We start from the raw sequence: 15,327 nt of genomic DNA, 5'->3' as shown, positions 1-15,327 counted from the left end.
TTTAAGAGGATGATTTCAAGACGACAAACAGTTTTTCAAGTGCATTGAACATGTGATCGAATAGCATCTGAAACAAAGCGCTGAACCCCGGCAGCAAAATGACGAGCAAGGCCAATCCAACCAAAATCTTAATCGGAATTCCGATAACGAACACGTTATATTGAGGAGCGGTCCGAGCAAGCAGAGCCAAACCGAAATCCGTCAAGAACATGGACACGACAATTGGAGCCGATATTTGCAAAGCGAGCAAGAAGGTATCCGCAAACGTTCTTGCCAGAAACTCCGTAACATGCCCCCCGTAATAAACTTGAAACAGCTTATTATCGAGAGGCAGCCATTTGTAGCTGTCCATAATGGCCGCTAGCAAATAATGATGACCGTTCAAAGATAGGAACACGAGCATCATGAGCATGTACTTTAAATTTCCCATGATCGGCGCGGAAACCCCGGATATCGGGTCTACGATATTCGCAATTCCAAACCCCATCTGCATATCCATCAAAGCGCCGGAGGTTTGAACAACCGTAAAGAAGAGATGGGATGTGTATCCTATAATAAGTCCGGCGAAAACCTCGCGAATAATCGCCAGTATGTAAGTTGCGTCCGCCGTTACCTTCGTATCGAAACCGATGGTCAGAAAAACGATCATGGAGACGAAAAACGCCAGGCCTATCTTGATCGTCGTCGGAAAAGTCCGTGATGAAAATATCGGCGCAACAACAAAAAACGAGGTGATTCGACAAAAAACAAGCAAAAAGGCAGGGAATGCCTGCATGATTATTTCCATCCGGCGTCATCCAATGTAATTCGCCAAGTTTCCGAGCAAATTGCTTGTGAAATCGACCATGATATTAAGAATCCACGGCCCGAAAATCAAAAGCGCTAAGAATACGGCGATAATTTTGGGTACAAACGCAAGCGTTTGTTCCTGAATCTGGGTCGTCGCTTGAAAGATACTCACTAGCAATCCGACGATTAATCCGATTCCAAGCATTGGAGCACTTACTTTAAGGACGGTATATAATGCTTGTCCAGCTAATCCAATAACAAATTCGGAGCTCATCTGTTCCCTCCTAGCTAACGATTACGCAGCGTTTCAAGTATTAAAGCTAGTCAACAGAGACTTAACGACAAGATACCAACCGTCGACGAGCACAAAGAGCAATATCTTGAACGGGAGCGAAATCATTACAGGCGGAAGCATCATCATCCCCATCGCCATGAGCGTGCTGGCAACGACCATATCTATGATGAGAAAAGGAATAAATATCATGAAACCCATCTGAAAAGCCGTTTTTAATTCGCTGATGGCATAGGCGGGAACAAGTACTGTAATCGGAATGTCCTTGTATGTAGCCGGCTTCTCGGTTTTCGTATAATTCATGAATAATAACAAATCTTTCTCGCGCGTATGCTTGTACATAAAGTCTTTCATCGGTATGGATGCCTTCTGCAAAGCTTCCGTTTGGCTGATCTGGCCGGCAAGATATGGCTTTAATGCCGTCTCGCTTAATGTTGAGAACGTTGGAGCCATGATGAATAAAGTCATGAACAAAGCAAGTCCGATCAGCACCTGGTTCGGCGGCATCTGCTGCGTACCGAGAGACGTGCGGACGAATCCGAGCACGATTACGATCCGCGTGAAGCTTGTCATCAGCACGAGAATGGCGGGAGCCAAGCTCAACACGGTGATCAGAAGCAGCATCGATAGCGCTGAAGCTCCAATAGGCTCCTTCCCGTCACCGAGAGTGACTCCAATGATGGGATCCGCATAAACCGATGCCTGAAACGCTAACAGAAGAGCTTGGAGACTCAAGAAGCTATAAATCAGTTTTTTTCTCATGACTTGTCTGTCCGATCTCCGGAACGGCTTTCCTCTAACAACTGCTCCACCCGCTGTCTTCTTTCCGAAAGCTGGCGCAGGCGGTTTTCCAACGTTTGCTCGAAACTTGTCCCATTGTTAGCTACATTGTTCACAGTGTCTTCGCTTGGCTCGCTGTTGCGCCCCGTCCACTTCCGAAACCATTCAGGCAATGTTGCTCCCGTATTAGCCGTAGCGGAGTCATGCTCTGCCAGCAGGTCGGCTACGATTTCCGGATCCGTAATAGACTCCAGCAACGTCACGTTGTCCCCTATGCCGAGCACGTATATTCGACTGTTCCATTCTACGATTTGCATCGACTTATTCGTGCCCAGAGGATAACCTCCGAGCGAACGAAGCGAGCGATTCATCCCCCATCCGCGATTGCGTTTAGCGAAAAATCGTAATACTAGAACGATCAAGCCGACGATAATTCCGAGGACGAACAATACCCAGATCAGATCCCATGCGGATGTTGATCCTTGGAATTGTTCAACGAGCCCGTAAGTGCGCATCAATCTTCAACGCTCCTGACTTAACCCAGTGTTTTCTTGATCGCTTCGATGACGCGGTCGGCTTGGAACGGTTTGACGATAAAATCTTTAGCTCCGGCTTGAATCGCATCGATAACCATAGCTTGCTGCCCCATCGCCGAACACATGATGACTTTAGCGTTCGTGTCCAACTTGCGGATTTCTTTCAGAGCGGTTATCCCATCCATCTCCGGCATCGTGATATCCATTGTAATAAGATCAGGAGTAAGCTCCTTATATTTCTCGATGGCCTGTGCTCCATCTTGTGCTTCTCCCACAACCTCATAACCATTCTTCGTTAAAATATCGCGGATCATCATGCGCATAAATGCTGCGTCGTCTACTATGAGAATGCGGTTTGCCATTTCAATTTCCTCCCGATGAGCTTATTGGATTTTTTGGACACGATCCCATTGACTGACGATGTCGGTTACGCGTACGCCGAAATTTTCGTCGATGACGACGACCTCGCCTTTGGCGATCAATTTGTTATTTACTAAGATGTCGACAGGTTCGCCGGCCAGTTTGTCCAGCTCGATAATAGAGCCTTGGGACAGTTCCAAAATATCCTTGATCTGTTTTTGGGTACGGCCTAATTCTACCGTTACTTTCAGAGGGATGTCGAGCAATAGATTAAGATTCGTCTCATCCCCTTGCGCAAAACCTCCGCCTTGGAAATTCGCGAATTGAACGGGATTCACATTCACGTTCCGGTTAACTCCTCCGCCCAATGTTTGTGGATAAGAAGGCATTGGCGCAGCATAACTTGGCGGTGCTGCTGCCATCGGAGGCGCTTGATGTATAGGAGGCGCTTGATGAACAGGCGGCGCGGGCGGCGGAGTCGGGGCCGAATAAACCGGCTGAGCCGCTTGCGGTGCGGGCGGCTCGCTCGAAATTGGCGGAGCCGCATCTTCCGAAACGGTTCCCATCAAGGAACGAACCAATTCTTTGGCAAATGGAACCGCCAATAATTGCATGATCGACGAATCGATCAAATCGCCGATTTTGAGGCGGAAAGAGATTTTAACAAATACGTCTTCCTGCGGCATATTTGTTAGGCCCGAATTGTTGCGGACATCCATAATATCAATACCGGGAGGAGAAATGTTGACCATACGATTAAAGATCGTCGACATTGATGTTGCGGACGAACCCATCATTTGATTCATCGCCTCTTGCACGGCGCTTACGTGAATTTCGTTTAGCTCTTCGGAAGTGACATTTCCTTCCCCGCCGAGCATCAAATCCGCGATTACCTGGGCATCGTGGGATTTAATGACAAGCGAGTTGATTCCTTCGAATCCCTCCACGTAACTTACGTGAACGGCGACATGCGGTTTAGGAAATTCAGCTTCGAATTGCTCTCGAGCGATAATCGATACTGTGGGAGTTGTAATATCGACTTTTTTCCCGAGCAGCGTTGAGAGTGCCGTAGCGGCACTTCCGAAAGTTATATTACCGATTTCCCCAAGAGCGTCTTGCTCCAGCGGTGTCAAGTAATCATCGATCGTACCCTCGCCGCCCAAAGAACTCTCTGGCGCCTCGTCTTCCCCGCCGGACGATTGACGCAATAGAGCATCAATCTCTTCTTGGGATAAATAGTCTTTACTCGTCATCGATTTCATCTACCCCTTCACTGACGATTTCATGAATTTGGATCGCCATCTTATCCCGCACCGTGCCGGGGCTGGCAATAAACTTCACCTTATCCCCTACTTTTACTTCCAATCCTTCGTCCGTCGGCTTATGTAGGGCGATCACATCTCCAATGGAAAGGTTCAGAAATTCCTGTACGGAAATTTGGGAAGCGCCTAATTCAGCGATAATAGGCAGCCTGGCTTTGTTAACTCTTTGCTCTAGCAGCTGCTGCTCTTCCGGTGCCCTCGTTTTCTTCTGGGAAACAAACCAGTGATGCACGGATAACCTTGGCATGATCGGTTCAATGACCACATGCGGAATGCATAAGTTGATCATCCCGGTTGTATCCCCGATCTTGGTACTTAAGGATATGAGCGCGATCGTTTCATTCGGAGATACGATTTGCATGAACTGCGGATTCGTCTCTAACGCTTCGAGCCGCGGTTGCAAATCTATGATCGTTCGCCAAGCTTCCTGCAAGCTCTCGAAAGCTCTGCTGAAAATTTTCTCCATGATGATCGTTTCGATTTCCGTTAAGCTGCCAATTTTGTTGGGAGCGGTGCCTCCGCCGCCGAGCAGCCTGTCTAACATGGCGAAAGCGACGTTGGGATGTACCTCTAGAACCATTCGTCCTTCCAGCGGCTCCGCCTCGAAAATATTTAATATCGTCATCTTCGGAATGGAGCGAATAAATTCGTCATAAGGAAGCTGTTCAACCTGAACGACATTAATCTGGACGAACGTTCGCAGCTGAGCGGAGAAATACGTTGTCAAAAACCGCGCAAAGTTCTCGTGTATTCGGGTCAAGCTGCGGATATGATCTTTGGAAAAGCGGACTGCGCGTTTGAAATCGTAAGAGCGCACCTTTTTCTGCGTATCCTCTTTTTTAAGCTCTTCCGCATCCATTTCACCCGACGAGAGCGCCGCTAATAGAGCGTCGATCTCATTCTGCGAAAGTACATCTACCAAATCTCTCACCCCTCTCTTCGACCCAAGCGTAACGAGTTCTCTAGCTAGCGGTCAATTATTCCGACAATTGCATATGATGCGGGTTTTCATTATCAAATAGGCGTCATAATAAATCCTTTAATTCCAACCTTGACCAATTTGCCTTCCGACAACACGGAATTAATGGAATTGATAAGTCCGGCAGTCAGTTGGTCCTTGCCCTTGGTTCCATTCATATCATCAGGGGACATCACCCATAATGCACGGTTAATGATCGGTTTGATCTGGTTTTCCTTGATCTTATCGAACTCTTCTTTTGCTTTCTGACTATCGAATTGAAATGAGAAGCTGATTTGGACGACATAGTCAGTGTCAGCAAGATTTGTTCTGATATCTATTAATTCGGATGTGACTTTGACCAATTCATCCGCAGATATCGGCTCGGCTTGCACATTCTCAACCGCATCCTTCGTGGCCTGTTCGGGATCCTTGGACTTATCCCCGAACAGGGTGTTCCAGAAGTAAAAGGTGACAATGACAATCAACGTAATCGCCAATAATAGCGAAACGAGCCAAGGCAACAGTTTTTTCATGACGTAGCTCCCTCCGATTGCGTGTCCGTTGGGCTAGTTACAGCCGCCAGCACGCCGATACTGCGCAAGTAATGCCGGATTGCCCGGATTACATCCGAAGAATTTTCGATAACAATGAATTTCTTTCCTGTAGTAAGCGTAATAATGGTGTCCGGCGTGTCTTCCACCGTCTCGATCAATAAGGCATTGACGTGGAACTTGCTGCCGTTTAAGCGCGTAACACTTATCATCGTTGGGGCCCCCGAGCTGCCAAGGGGAGAGCTAAGCTCTCCCGAGGCAGGAGATCAATTACCGTTTCAGGTTAACGACTTCTTGAAGAATTTCATCCGATGTCGTAATGATTCTTGAGTTTGCCTGGAATCCGCGCTGCGCGACGATCATTTCCGTAAACTCGTTCGTTAGATCGACGTTGGACATTTCGAGCTGACCGGATACGATCGCGCCCGTTCCAACGACTAAATCATTGGCGCTGCCTACGACAAGCGCAGAATCGGGATTCGCGTTCGGCGTCATGCGGTACAAGCTTCCTCCGACCTTCTCCAAACCGCCCGGGTTAACGACTTTCGCTACTCCGACTTTGAAATCGGTCGGCGTTGCCAAACCGTTCTGGTCGATCGAGATGATCGTTCCGTCTTGAGCAATCGAGAACGCCGTAACTTCCTCGCCCAGTTGAATAATTCCGCCATCATCGGCAGCTTTTACGAACATCCCGTCGGAGTTTACCAATTGGCGATTCGCATCAAGCGTAAAGTTACCGGCACGCGTTAAATATTGCGGACCGCCGTCTGCCGGACTAACAACGAAGAACCCGTCGCCATCGATGCGAAGATCGGTGGAGATTGACGTAGTCATGGCGCTTCCGGGTGTATGGATCGTATCGATCGAAGCAACTGAAACTCCAAGACCGATTTGCTTGGCATTTACGCCGCCTGAAGTTCCATCGACCGGTGCTGTAATACCTGACATCGATTGGCTCAAAATATCTTTGAACATTACGCGTCCGGCTTTGAAACCGACGGTGTTGACGTTGGCAATATTGTTGCCAATGACGTCGAGCTTCGTCTGAAACCCGCGCATACCGGATACTCCAGAATACATTGAACGTAACATGAATTGCCTACCTCCATTAGTGGTTGGAATAGGGCCGCTTCAATCGGTCGGCGACCTTGGGCTTCCTTGGCAGGACCAGCCCTTGAATAACTTCTAACTAACGACAACGGCACTATCGATTTGCGTGAAAATATGCTCTTTCATCGAATTGCCGTCCATGGCGGTAACCACGGTACGATTGGGCACGTTCACGATCATGGCAATATCCTGGAATAATACCAAGGAATCTTTGGCTCCTTTGGTTGCTGCCTGATCGACCGCGTTTGCAATTCTCGCGATTTGATCCGGCATCAGTTGGATGCCTCTTTGCTGCAGACGCTGTTCGGCGTGATGACTGAACTTTAGCTGCTGCTGCTGATCAAGGATATCGCGGAACGAAGCCGCGTCCGTCTGTTGTTGCTTATTGCGATCAACGTTGCGGTTCCCTTGAATCGGTCCCGTACGTCCCGTCGATAAATGTCCAACGAGCATCCGGTCACTCATTCGCAGTCCCCCCCGGATCGCCTTGCGCCTTCGGTTCGGAAATGGACTTAATTTTATCCATGGCCACTTCAAGATTGTCGACCTTGACATATTGAGCGCCGTCGCGCCAAAGAATGGAATTAACGGTCCCGCTATGCTCCACGACTCCGGCTTGCGTTTCTTCAACCCACGATACTTCCTTGCCTATCAAACCGGCCGACATACCCGCCGATTGTCTAAGCGAGGTAATTTCCTTGGACATATTAACCGTTTGCTCCAAGGAGGAGAATTGCGCCATTTGCGCGATAAATTCTTTGTCTTGCAAAGGCTGCATCGGATCTTGATTGCGCAGCTGGGTGATTAAGATTTGCAGAAACTCATCTTTACCCAGTTCTTTCACTGGTTTCCTAGCCGCCGCTTGCACGTTCTTCGGCGAGTAATAAGGCCACACGTTACTTGTTCCGACAGTGCCGTCAGCCACAGGATTCACCTCCTTTAACCGGTATTACGCTGTGACGTTTAATTCGCTCCCGTACCCGAACTCTCTTAGGAAGGAAGTTCGTTCAAGCTCCGCTGCAAACACGGCTGGATCTTCGTATAAACCGCCTTTATTCCGCCCGTTGGAACCGTTACCGTTACCGGAATTCGATTGACGGTGCTCTTGATGCATGAACGACGTATTCGACGAGGATGCCGGCTGTTGGATAACTTCGAGCCGTTCAACATGCAGTCCTTGACCGTTAAGCGCTGCTTTAAGCTGCGACATTTGATTTTCCAATAAATCGCGAGCCATTCCGTTATCGGTCATGAATTGTGCGGTTAATTGGCCATTGTGCATAATAAGGCGAATATCTACCTGGCCAAGATGTTCGGGAGTAAGCGATAGTTTCGCTTCCGATGTCCCGTTGCCTTGCGTCAATAGAAATTGCTTTACAAGGAACTTCTCCATCTGCTCCGCGAACTGCTGCACGGGTACTTGAGTTGGCAGTTGCGCAGGCAAAGCCGTTTTACCGGCCGCAGTATCCACGTTAGCTAACGGATCGCTTTGCAAGAAAGTCCATGCGGGCTGCGAATCCGAGTTGCTCGCTTCTTCCGAAGCAATAACGGATGGAACAACAGCGGTCTGGCCGTCCGAAGACGCTGACTCAGTGGCATTGACAACATTTACTCGCCATAACGGCTCACGAAGCATTTGAACGGGACGACGGGTTTCTTGAACGACTACAGCCGCCTGATTCATTGCTTCTTTCGGAACCGCTGCTCCGTTCTCGGAAGCTGTCGCCGCTTTGGTATCCGATGACGGGGCGTTAACGCTGTTCGTGGCCGTTTGCGTTGCCGTAGCTGCTGCATTAGGAGTCAGCGGCGCCAGCGAATCCAATAAGGATTTCAGTTGCCCGGCAAAATCGGAAGCTAATCGAGCGCCGTCCTTGCCTGAAGCAATTGCCGTGGAAAGCTGTTGCAAGGTTTCACGCAGAGCTTTAACGACTGGCTTAGAAGTGGGAACATCCGCTTGTTGAGCCGTCTGAATCGGCAACTCGACTGTCGATTGACCTGTTGCATCCGTTGGTTGGCTTTGACCTAGTTGCTGGATCACTCCTTGAAAAGCGGCTAGCAAAGCGGCCAGTTGATCTTCAGCTTCTTTAGGCAGGACATCGCCTTGCTCCAATTGCTGCAATTGCTCAACTAGATTAGCCAGCATAGCCAGCAGGTCTTGGTTTGGATCTTCAGTCGCTGATCCTCCAAGCTGTCCTAACAAACCGACTAAACCGACAGGCAAGGACAAACCAGCTGTAACTGCCGCAGTATTGCCGCCTCCGTCAATCGCCTGAATAAGAGCGCTCGCGAACCCGCCCTCCTGTGCAGAACCAGCTGCGGAAGTGGATGCCGTTGACGCTGCTTTGCCCGAGGATACGGACGTTGTAGAAATGGCTACATTCATTTTTCTCACCTCCTTTCAATAGTTACCGAAGCGGATGCTTAGGGATTGGCCGGCATAAGCTTGCTAACCAGTGCCGCCGTCGTTTTCTTGTCGGTATCGGACATCGCCGCTAAGATGCCGGAACGAGCCGTATCATCCAATACACCTAAAATACGCAAAGCTTTGCTTTGATTGGTACCCGCCATTTGGAGCAAGAGAACCGCAGCCTTAGCAGGCTGCATGCCCGAGAATGTCTTATTAAGCTCAGCGGTGTCCAACGTAGAGGAACCTTCCCCCGCTTTCTGCTCCAATTCCTTGATGCGGGATTGTAATGCCGCGATCTCTCTGTTGTCGACTTTGTCGGCATCCTTTAATTTCATCGTAACGTCTGCCGCTTTCTTCGGGGTCATTCTCTCCAACACTCTGCCTCGTACTGTGTCCGACATCGCGCCGATTACGAGAGCAGACTCGTCCAAAGTCATGCTTTCCAATATGGGAGCGGCTTTGCTCGGTGTCATCTTGCCATACATGTCCGCTAGAGAGGTAATGCGAGCTTGATAGGATTCGTTGGTAATCGTTTTCTCCGAGTTATCCTTGGTTAATTGATCCACCTTGCTTTGCAGATCGACGATTTGCTGCTTCTGTTGCGCGGTTTGATCCGTAGCTTGCTTCAAAGCCGTCTCCCGGTCCGTTAGGAGCGCATTGAGCTCCTCGACTTTGGCCTTAGCGTTCGTTACCGTTAATTGTTCATCCGTATTGGCTATAGGATCAGAAGGCTTAACAGGGTCCGGCAGCATTGATTTGATAACCGGGATCTTATTGCCGATCTCGAGTGCCGCGTTCCGCCATTCGCTATTAAACATCAATAGCAATACACCTAGCAATACGGCGGTAAACAAGATCGGGGTAACGAAAAAGAGAAATCGTTCGAAGCCGCTGTAACTGCTTTTTTCCACATCCGCGCTCGCCACGATTCTCCCTCCCTTCTCCTGCGAAACGTTCATAGTCACTGCTTACGCCCGAGACGAGGCAGCGGACCGAACGATCGCGATTTCATCGAGCTCATTTTGTTCTTTGGCCAGCCTGTCGCTCCTGAATCGTTCAAGAGCCCGGTCTCTCGCGTTAACCCATACTTTTTCGTCTACCATCTTATCGGTTAAATGGCCTTGGCGTATTCTTACTTGAACTTCGGCAGATCTGACGCCTTCATGCTGCTTGCGAATTCGCGCGTCCAATGTGTCTATATAGGTTTGCAACATCGCCAGTCGTGCCAAGGGCGTCGGTCTCTCCGATGTTTCTTGCAAAGATTGTCCCATTTCGGCGCGCTCTTGGTGCAAGTGTGCCAAACGTTCTTCCTCTTGCCTTAATTTTCCGAGCGAAGCGGCGTATTCCCATTCGGCCATCGATTTCTGGCTGCCCTTCAAATCAACGATCTTCTGCAAAGGATATCGGAATGACATAATAACTTATTCTCATCTCCTATAGAAATCGATGATCAACCGTTCTTGCGATTCCTGCAGCGTTGCCTTCTCGTTGGTCTTCTGTTGGGTGAAAGATTTAATGAGATCATAATACTGAATGGCTTTATCAATTTCGGCGTTGGAGCCTCTCTGGTAAGCACCGATATTAATGAGATCCTCGGATTCCCTGTACACCGACAACAACCTCTTTAATTGCTCAGCCGCGCCTTGCTGTTCCTCGTTAACGATATCTTTCATAACCCGGCTTACGCTTGATAGAACGTCGATTGCCGGAAAATGACCTTTGTTCGCTAGATTCCGATGCAGTACGATATGGCCGTCCAATATCCCCCTTACCGCATCGGCAATCGGTTCGTTCATATCGTCGCCATCGACGAGCACCGTATAGAAGGCCGTAATGGAACCGGTTGGTCCCGTACCTGCTCGTTCCAACAGCTTGGGGAGTGCCGCAAAAACGGAAGGCGTATAACCTCGAGTTGCCGGAGGCTCTCCGATCGCTAGCCCCACCTCGCGCAGCGCCATGGCGTACCTTGTTACGGAATCCATCATCAGCATGACGTTCAAGCCGCGATCGCGAAAATATTCCGCAATCGTTGTTGCGATGAGCGCTCCTTTCATGCGAATGAGCGCGGGTTGATCGGAAGTGGCGACAATGACGACCGACCGGGCAAGACCTTCCGGACCCAAATCCTTCTCGATGAATTCTAATACTTCCCTTCCACGCTCGCCTACCAAGGCTATAACGTTAACATCTGCCGAAGTATTGCGTGCAACCATCCCGAGCAAGGTGCTTTTCCCAACGCCCGAACCGGCAAAAATCCCGACCCGCTGCCCTTGACCGACCGTCAATAATCCGTCAATCGCTCTAACCCCGGTTCCAAGAGGATTCGTCACTCTCGGACGCTTAAGAGGATTTCCAGGCGAATTATGCGTGGAGTAGTGAGGCATTCGCACCGGCAAGCTAGTACCGTCGAGCGGCCTTCCCAATCCATCAAGCACTTTGCCTAGCAATTCGGAACCGACTTGAACGGTAAGCGGCCCTCCCGTGGCGACGACGTCGCAGCCGGGGCCGACCGAATGAAGATCGCCAAGAGGCATTAGCAATACCCGATTGTTGCGAAAGCCAACCACTTCTGCAAGAACGGATTTGCCGCCTTTCATCGGATGAATCGAGCAAACGTCTCCGATGCTGGCATCGGGTCCTTCCGATTCCACGGTCAAACCGATGATTTGCGTCACTTTGCCATTTACCCGCACAGGATCCATTAAACGAAGCGTTTCCGTATAACGATTAATGTCAGGTGACGTCATCGCGGTAAGCCTCCTCGGCACCATGGGCGGCGACTCTAAGCAGTTGCTCGCGAATGGCCTCCAATTGAGTATCGACGCGTGCATCGATACTGCCAAAGGCTGAACGAACGATACAGCCGCCTTCTTTAATCGTTGAATCCGGAACGATCTGCAATTCCGCCTGCGAATCCAAAGCCAATATTAATTCATCTTTCGCCGCTTGCACGTAAGCAAATTGCGAAGGGGATACGCATAACACGATGACTCCCTGCTCTTTCCTGCGTGAGAGAGCCTTTTCGAAGAGCTTCATGGACATTTCGGGTGCTTTAGCCAGCTTGCGGTTCATGATTTTCTCCGCAATCGAGCAGCTTAGCTCTACGAGAAATGACTCGCCTTCGTTAATAACCGTTTCTTTAGTGATGTAGGCATGCTCCACGATAGCTTGCGCTTCATGAATTCGATCGGACCATTGCTGTTTAATGTCTTCCTCCGCTTGAACAACGCCAAGCCGGTATCCCTCATCATAGCCTTGGCGACTGACCTCTTCGCGGTGCAACTCATCTTCTTCTCTGCGAGACTGCCACCAGTCTTCGGCTTCACGCTCAGAAACGGCGCGAATTTCTGCCGCAGCTTCTTGCGCTTGAAGGATGATATCGTGAGCCGCTTGCTCTGCATCCCCGATGATGCGCTCTTTCAACGTTTGAGTTTCGACATCAATCGTCTCATTTCCTTCGCTGTCGACACCCGAATCCGAAATATTTTGCGGAATCGGCGAGATTCTCTGGATGAGCTCCAACCTCTTTAAATCTTCCAGCGAGACAACGTGAGAGGATTTGATCAGATTAGACAATAATATCGTCTCCTCCGCCTCGTGCGATAATGATCTCTCCCGCTTCTTCCAGTCTGCGGATCGTCGCTACGATGCGCGTTTGCGCTTCTTCGACGTCTCGCAGCCGCACTGGACCCATGTATTCCATCTCTTCCTTGAACGTTTCGGACATCCTTTTCGACATGTTGCGGAAGATTGCTTCCCGCACTTCTTCGCTGGCCACTTTGAGCGCCAATTGCAGGTCGGCATTCTCGATGTCGCGAATGATTCTCTGAATGGAGCGATTGTCGAGATTGACGATATCCTCGAACACGAACATCCTCTTCTTGATTTCCTCCGCCAATTCCGGGTCTTGAATTTCCAAGGAGTCCAGAATGGTCCGTTCCGTCCCCCGGTCTACGCCGTTCAAGATCTGAACGATAGCTTCGATGCCGCCGGCATTCGTATAGTCCTGAGTAACCGTTGCGGAAAGCTTCTGCTCGAGAACTTTTTCGACTTGAGAGATAACCTCCGGAGATGTACTGTCCATCAGAGCGATCCGGCGGGCAACTTCAGCTTGTTTTTCTTGCGGCAAAGACGATAGCACCGCAGACGACTGCTCAGGCTGTAAGTAGGAAAGCACCAAAGCGATCGTTTGCGAATTCTCGTTCTGAATAAAATTAAGAATTTGCGACGGCTCGGCCTTACGGGCAAAATCGAACGGACGCACCTGCAATGTCGCGGTCAATCTATTGAGAATATCCAATGCCCGCTGCGAACCGAGTGCTTTCTCCAAAATTTCTTTGGCATACGTAATGCCGCCCTGAGTGATATATTCCTGAGCGACGCATATTTGATGGAATTCGCTGAGAATCATTTCTTTCTCGCCGCCATCGACTTTGCGTACGTTGGCGATTTCTAATGTGAGCTGCTCAATTTCATCGTCCCGCAAATGTTTGAACACCTGCGCGGATACTTCTGGTCCAAGCGTGATCAGAAGAATCGCGGCTTTTTGCCTGCCGGACAATTGAACCCCTGGAATACCTCTAGCCATCATTGCCACCTCTATTCATCCACTAGCCAAGTCCGGAGAAGATTAACGAAATCATCCGGTTTGCGTTTGGCCAAGCTTTCCAGCTGCTTGCGTACTTGGCTTTCGTTGGCAACATTGTCGAGATCGATTGTCGGCAGCTCCGCGGGAGGCATCGCCGCAAGCTCTGCTGCTTCCTGAGCGGACTTACGACGGCGATACATCATATACCCGCCTCCGCCAAACAAGGCTAACGCTAGCAACCCAGCGCCTGCCAGCCATAACGTCGACGGCGAGACACCCCCGCTTGAAGCCGCGTTTGCCTCGAACGATTGAGACAAGACGGAAACTCGCTGCGCCACAGCCTCATCCGTCAAGTCCAGGCCAGACTCCCTAAGGAGCGTTCTGGTGACGCGAAGCAGCACGCCTTGAATCTCTGTCAGCTTCTCAGGAGTCATGTTAGTGGAATTAACACCAACATTTATCGATAAATCCTTCACTTTATAAGGACCGTAGTCGATATTATTAGTAATACGGTTAACTTCGTAATTTACGGTGCTGGATACTTCCTCCGACGATGAGGAACCAGAACTTCCGCTGCCTGGGTAATTCGTAATATCGTTCTGTCCTGTACCTGCTACGCCTCCGGACTGCCCATTTTGCCCCGTGAACGTTTTGCTTGAATCTTGGGTACTGATCGGAATCCCCTTGTTGTCATTATCAGGCAGCGGCTGCACAAGGTTTTCCTGAGAAGTCTTCTTGTCAAAATTCAACGACGATACAACGCTCACGACCATGTTGTCCATGCCGACGATTGGGTTCAGGAACTGCTGTATGTTTCTTTTGAGATCGTTCTCGAACTCGTTCTGAATCGCGAATTGGGTTTCATAGGTTTGGCCACCCAACCCTCCGCCTCCAAGCTGGGAAGAAGGCGTCAAGTCGCCCGTGCTGCTGCTGATCGTAATATCTTTGACATTCAAATTCGGCACAGCGGATTTAACGAGATTATAGTAGCTGTCGACTTCTTCCTGTTTCGGGCGGAACCCCGGTTTGAAAGTAATAACGACAGCTGCGGTAGCTTTATCCTTATCGGCTTCGTTCAGGAATACGGAGTCTTCCGGCAAAGTTACGATTGCCTTGACCTTGGCGATTCCCTGTTTGCTTAATAGAAGCTGTTGGATTTCTCCATTCAGCGCGTTTCTAAACTTAACTTTGAATTCCTGATCCGTCGTACCGATTGTCGAAGAGGATGCTCCCATCTCGGCGAATCCGATCGAGCCGTTCTGCACGAGTCCTTGCGAACCGACATCCACTTTTACTTTGGAAGCGGAAGCGCTTGGAACTGAAATGCTCGTCCCCGCGTCGTTCAATTGATATTTGATCCCGCTGCCGTCCAAGTAATTCATGATGGCGGCTGCGTCCGTACTATCCAAATTCTGAAAGGCGAGTTCGTACTCCGTTCTTGTGAACAAATAGGTAATCATTATGATTGCAAAAATTAATAAAGCTGCCGTGGAAGCGAGTACCCATTTTTGCGTTTTGCTGTACTGGTTCCAGAAACCAAGCAGCTTCTCTCGAACCTGTGCCCACTTCTCGTTCACAATTTCACCTCACCTGCGGTTGGCGCAACAGGATAAGCGGATATCTATCCGCTT

At 49.7% G+C, this 15,327-nt stretch carries 19 protein-coding genes; all 19 read right to left on the bottom strand.

The window, feature by feature from the left end:
* Position 1: 1 nt before the first annotated feature.
* On the bottom strand, positions 2 to 787 hold the full coding sequence (gene fliR / locus K7P76_RS16285) for a flagellar biosynthetic protein FliR (protein WP_232186364.1): 786 nt from the start codon (positions 785 to 787) through the stop codon (positions 2 to 4).
* Between the two features lie 6 nt (positions 788 to 793).
* Positions 794 to 1,063, bottom strand: a complete 270-nt coding sequence (gene fliQ / locus K7P76_RS16280) for a flagellar biosynthesis protein FliQ (RefSeq protein WP_232186363.1) — start codon at positions 1,061 to 1,063, stop codon at positions 794 to 796.
* 33 nt (positions 1,064 to 1,096) lie between these two features.
* A complete protein-coding gene (gene fliP / locus K7P76_RS16275) occupies positions 1,097 to 1,843 on the bottom strand; it encodes a flagellar type III secretion system pore protein FliP (RefSeq protein ID WP_232186362.1) in 747 nt (248 codons plus the stop codon).
* On the bottom strand, positions 1,840 to 2,376 hold the full coding sequence (locus K7P76_RS16270) for a flagellar biosynthetic protein FliO (RefSeq protein WP_232186531.1): 537 nt from the start codon (positions 2,374 to 2,376) through the stop codon (positions 1,840 to 1,842). Before K7P76_RS16270 ends, fliP begins: the two co-directional genes overlap by 4 nt.
* A gap of 20 nt (positions 2,377 to 2,396) precedes the next feature.
* Positions 2,397 to 2,759 carry a response regulator gene (locus K7P76_RS16265; protein ID WP_232186361.1) on the bottom strand — a complete coding sequence of 121 codons (363 nt, stop codon included), beginning with the start codon at positions 2,757 to 2,759 and terminating at the stop codon, positions 2,397 to 2,399.
* A 21-nt stretch (positions 2,760 to 2,780) separates the two neighbouring features.
* The gene (gene fliY / locus K7P76_RS16260; protein ID WP_232186360.1) at positions 2,781 to 4,010 is read right to left on the bottom strand and encodes a flagellar motor switch phosphatase FliY; all 1,230 of its coding nucleotides are present in this window, start codon (positions 4,008 to 4,010) and stop codon (positions 2,781 to 2,783) included.
* Positions 4,000 to 5,001 (bottom strand): flagellar motor switch protein FliM, encoded by a 1,002-nt coding sequence (gene fliM / locus K7P76_RS16255; RefSeq protein WP_232186359.1) that lies wholly within the window; start codon positions 4,999 to 5,001, stop codon positions 4,000 to 4,002. Before fliM ends, fliY begins: the two co-directional genes overlap by 11 nt.
* Positions 5,002 to 5,093: 92 nt before the next feature.
* Positions 5,094 to 5,573: a flagellar basal body-associated FliL family protein gene (locus tag K7P76_RS16250; RefSeq protein WP_232186358.1), complete on the bottom strand. Its 480-nt coding sequence runs from the start codon at positions 5,571 to 5,573 to the stop codon at positions 5,094 to 5,096.
* Complete coding sequence (locus K7P76_RS16245) at positions 5,570 to 5,803, bottom strand: flagellar FlbD family protein (protein ID WP_232186357.1); 234 nt, start codon at positions 5,801 to 5,803, stop codon at positions 5,570 to 5,572. The genes K7P76_RS16250 and K7P76_RS16245 overlap by 4 nt, the downstream gene beginning before the upstream one ends.
* A gap of 58 nt (positions 5,804 to 5,861) precedes the next feature.
* The gene (locus K7P76_RS16240; RefSeq protein ID WP_232186356.1) at positions 5,862 to 6,683 is read right to left on the bottom strand and encodes a flagellar hook-basal body complex protein; all 822 of its coding nucleotides are present in this window, start codon (positions 6,681 to 6,683) and stop codon (positions 5,862 to 5,864) included.
* A gap of 93 nt (positions 6,684 to 6,776) precedes the next feature.
* Positions 6,777 to 7,166: a TIGR02530 family flagellar biosynthesis protein gene (locus tag K7P76_RS16235; protein WP_232186355.1), complete on the bottom strand. Its 390-nt coding sequence runs from the start codon at positions 7,164 to 7,166 to the stop codon at positions 6,777 to 6,779.
* Positions 7,159 to 7,626, bottom strand: coding sequence for a flagellar hook capping FlgD N-terminal domain-containing protein (locus tag K7P76_RS16230; RefSeq protein WP_232186354.1), 468 nt, complete (start codon positions 7,624 to 7,626; stop codon positions 7,159 to 7,161). Before K7P76_RS16230 ends, K7P76_RS16235 begins: the two co-directional genes overlap by 8 nt.
* 24 nt (positions 7,627 to 7,650) lie before the next feature.
* Complete coding sequence (locus K7P76_RS16225; RefSeq protein ID WP_232186353.1) at positions 7,651 to 9,084, bottom strand: flagellar hook-length control protein FliK; 1,434 nt, start codon at positions 9,082 to 9,084, stop codon at positions 7,651 to 7,653.
* 38 nt (positions 9,085 to 9,122) lie between these two features.
* The gene (locus tag K7P76_RS33475; protein WP_232186352.1) at positions 9,123 to 10,034 is read right to left on the bottom strand and encodes a magnesium transporter MgtE N-terminal domain-containing protein; all 912 of its coding nucleotides are present in this window, start codon (positions 10,032 to 10,034) and stop codon (positions 9,123 to 9,125) included.
* A 42-nt stretch (positions 10,035 to 10,076) separates the two neighbouring features.
* On the bottom strand, positions 10,077 to 10,523 hold the full coding sequence (gene fliJ, locus K7P76_RS16215) for a flagellar export protein FliJ (protein ID WP_232186351.1): 447 nt from the start codon (positions 10,521 to 10,523) through the stop codon (positions 10,077 to 10,079).
* A 12-nt stretch (positions 10,524 to 10,535) separates the two neighbouring features.
* Positions 10,536 to 11,855, bottom strand: a complete 1,320-nt coding sequence (gene fliI / locus K7P76_RS16210; protein ID WP_232186350.1) for a flagellar protein export ATPase FliI — start codon at positions 11,853 to 11,855, stop codon at positions 10,536 to 10,538.
* The gene (locus K7P76_RS16205; protein WP_232186349.1) at positions 11,842 to 12,684 is read right to left on the bottom strand and encodes a FliH/SctL family protein; all 843 of its coding nucleotides are present in this window, start codon (positions 12,682 to 12,684) and stop codon (positions 11,842 to 11,844) included. The genes fliI and K7P76_RS16205 overlap by 14 nt, the downstream gene beginning before the upstream one ends.
* Positions 12,677 to 13,696: a flagellar motor switch protein FliG gene (fliG, locus tag K7P76_RS16200; protein WP_232186530.1), complete on the bottom strand. Its 1,020-nt coding sequence runs from the start codon at positions 13,694 to 13,696 to the stop codon at positions 12,677 to 12,679. The genes K7P76_RS16205 and fliG overlap by 8 nt, the downstream gene beginning before the upstream one ends.
* A gap of 11 nt (positions 13,697 to 13,707) precedes the next feature.
* Positions 13,708 to 15,273 carry a flagellar basal-body MS-ring/collar protein FliF gene (fliF, locus tag K7P76_RS16195; protein ID WP_232186348.1) on the bottom strand — a complete coding sequence of 522 codons (1,566 nt, stop codon included), beginning with the start codon at positions 15,271 to 15,273 and terminating at the stop codon, positions 13,708 to 13,710.
* Between the last annotated feature and the right edge of the window lie 54 nt (positions 15,274 to 15,327).

This window comes from Cohnella silvisoli (assembly GCF_021190915.1).
In the GTDB taxonomy this organism is placed as follows: domain Bacteria; phylum Bacillota; class Bacilli; order Paenibacillales; family Paenibacillaceae; genus Cohnella; species Cohnella silvisoli.
The sequence above is the reverse complement of the archived record's forward strand: the minus strand, read 5'-3'. Positions and strand labels throughout refer to the sequence as shown.